The sequence below is a fragment of the bacterium genome (assembly GCA_027622355.1).
Lineage (GTDB): Bacteria > UBA8248 > UBA8248 > UBA8248 > UBA8248 > JAQBZT01.
Map to the genome: position 1 here is coordinate 1 of JAQBZT010000323.1, position 2,879 is coordinate 2,879.

General features: G+C 60.7%; 2 protein-coding genes. One reads left to right on the top strand and one right to left on the bottom strand.

Annotated elements, in window-relative coordinates:
- A partial coding sequence (locus O2807_14170) for a hypothetical protein (protein MDA1001648.1) occupies positions 1-1,616 on the bottom strand: 1,616 nt, incomplete at its 3' end.
- Positions 1,617-2,168: 552 nt separating this feature from the next.
- Here O2807_14170 and O2807_14175 point away from each other — a divergent pair.
- The gene (locus O2807_14175; GenBank protein MDA1001649.1) at positions 2,169-2,744 is read left to right on the top strand and encodes a GDP-mannose 4,6-dehydratase; all 576 of its coding nucleotides are present in this window, start codon (positions 2,169-2,171) and stop codon (positions 2,742-2,744) included.
- Positions 2,745-2,879 lie beyond the last annotated feature (135 nt).

The following is a 2,879-nucleotide window of genomic DNA, read 5'->3' on the forward strand; positions in this document are numbered from 1 at the left end:
GGGGCCGCCGCCGCGGGCGCCGCCTGGGCCGCCGCCTCGATCTCGCGCTTGAGTTCGCCGGCGCGGCTGGCTGCATCGCGGAAAGTGCCGTCCCGCTCGGTGACCATCTCAAAATACTTGATGGCCAGCGTCTTCTCCCCCTTATCCGCATACCCCTCGCCCAGCTCGTAGGCCCATGCCAAGCGGTCGTCCTCCCCCATCTTGAGCCCGAAGAGGATATCGTGGACGGCCTCGGCCATGTCGCTGCTGCCGCCCCTGAGATGTATCTGCCCCAGCTCGCGGAGGGCCTGCGCCCGGACGGGAGAGCGCTCGCTCGCCGCCCCCTGGAGGTGGGAGATGATTGCCTCCTCGCTTCCCATCATGGCCTTTTCGATGCCGGCCATCTCGTAGTGGAATTTCGCCGCCTGGCTCGCCGGAAGGCGGCTGCCCATCGCCAGATACTTCTCCAGCTCCTCCTTCCGCTTGACGAAGAGGACCTGATTGATCTGCTGGATTTGCCCCGCCACCACCTGATCATCGGGGAAGAACTTCAGATACCGGGTTCCCATGGACTGGGCCCGCTGCAGATCGTTCGCCCCGAAGGCGGCCGTCATCGCGGACTTGAGAATCCGGGCAAGATCCGCCTTGACCGCCTCATCGCCCGTTTCGGACACGACGGCCTCGAGGTGGCGCGCCGCGCCGTCTGCGTCACCGCCGGCCTCATAGAGTTTCGCGATCTTCTTCCGTACGTGCGCGCCCATCTTGTGGGTGCGGACAAGGTCCTCGAGGCGCTCGATGAGGAGCGGAGAGCCGGGCGGGAGGCCGCTCTCCGTGGAGAGATATTTCTCCAGCGCCTCCTGCGGGCCCTTCTCGGCCAGCGTCCAGTCTCCTTCGATAAGGGCGAGCCAGCTTTTTTCCTCATCCGAGGCTGCCTTGAGCGAGGCGAGACTCTTCCGGGCGCCGGCGGGGTCTCCCTGCAAAAAGAGCATGTTGGCCACCCGCAACCCGGCCGCGAGCGCACCCTTGGACTCTTTCATCTCCTCCTGAAATTTCTTGGTGTAGTGCCCGACCCGATCCTTGTGCTGGGAAGCGGCGTAGAGTTGCTCGTAGGCCCCCGACTGGGCCGGTGAGGCGTCAATCAGCTCGCTCACTCCGCGGATCACATCCCGCATCCGCTGGGGGGTGTTGGTAATCATCCCCTTGTACTCGAGGAGGGCCTGGCGGTAGTTCCCCTTCTTGGTGTGTATCCGGGCCGAATAGTAGTATTTGTCGGAAAAGCGGCTGCCGATGACTTTCAGCTTCGTAAATATTTCCAGGGCTTTTTCCAGCTCGCCCATGCGGTAGAGGGCCTCGCCCATGACGACGTGGTAGCGCATGTAGCGAGGGGTGAGTTCGGCCTGCTGCTTCACCAGGTCGGTCCACATCTCCACCGCCTTGATGCGCTCGCAAACGGCCAGGGCTTTGTCGAACTGGCGCTCCTGATGATAGGCCACGGCCAGATCGTTTAAAACGCGGATATCGTCAACCTGTTGAAGGTCCGTTTTGGCAAAGCTTTGAATAATCTTGCCCCACGCACTCTGTTGATACAGCTCATCGATCTTCTTATGGTCGAGAGCCTCGCCCGTGAATAAGCGCATCGCCTGGGTTCACTCCTTTTCATCCTCTCCGCCGGAAAAACCGGCGGAGAGGGCAAAAGCAGATTGATGGGTTATTTTAGAAAAACCACGACCTTTTGAAAACTCGTGACAAGGATACCACACCCTCCCCCTGGGGATGATTTCGTGAGAAGATAACCCAAAAAATGAAACCTTTCCCCCGTTCCGATGAGGATACCGATGGCGAAAGTGTTGATAACGGGAGGCGCCGACTTTATCGGGAGCCACATTTGCGACATCTGCCTGGGGGCCGGCGACGAGGTCTCGGCGGTAGAGAACCTGTTGACCGGAGTCCGCGAGAATCTCGACCCCCGAGGCGGATCTGTGACAGCCCGGCCGCGCCGAGGGCATTCTCCGGGACATTCAGCCGGATGTTGTCTGTCACCTATCTGCACAATCCATTGCAATACAAAGTTTTAAAGATATATACTTCGACTATCAAATGAATTTTTCGACCACCCTGGGACTCCTCGAGTCTGCCCGCGGACTCCCCGTCCCCCTGGTTTATCTACGCCTCAACCGACGGCGCCTCCTATGGCGATCCGAACCGGATCCTCGTCACCGAAACGCATCCGACCGAGTTTCGCTCCCCCTACGCCGTCAGCAAGCACATCGCCGAGGATTACGTCGGAACCTACGCCCGGCTTTTCGGCCTGCCCGCAGTTTCCCTCCGCCTTTCGAACATCTTCGGCCCCCGCCAGCGCGGAGACCTCGAGGCGGGCGGCCATCTCGATCTTCGCGGAGAAAATCTTCCAGCAAGCCCCCCTCACCCTCTACGGCGAAGGCAGGGCCGCCCGGGACTACCTGTTCGTCACGGACGCGGCGGCGGCTTTTCGGCTGGCCGCCGATAAAATCCATGACGGCGGGGCGTACAACCTAGGCACAGGGGTCGCGACCGAGATCCACGATGTCCTCGCACAGCTGGCCTCTGCCCTCGGGCCGGAGCCGGCCGAGGTTCGCCTCGCCCCCCTTCGGGAAGGGGAAATCTTCCGGATCAGCCTTGACGCCGGACAATTCCGGGAAGGAACCGGGTGGAAACCCATCGTGTCGCTCGCGGCGGGAATCGAAATCTTCGCCGAGTGGTTCGCGGAAAAAGGCGGGCCTCATTAGCCATCGCCGGAATCAGATCGTTTTCTTTTCACTGCCCCTAAAAATCAGTCACTGCGGCCCTTTCGTTCCTCCGCCGGGGTTTATTGACAAACCCATAAAATTTGCTAAGTTAAATCAATTTCGCGCCGTCATTGA

What these genes read in the sequence shown, in the direction of transcription:
- O2807_14175 (MDA1001649.1), top strand. Translation starts at nt 2,169, where the DNA reads ATGGCGATCCGAACCGGATCCTCGTCACCGAAACGCATCCGACCGAGT.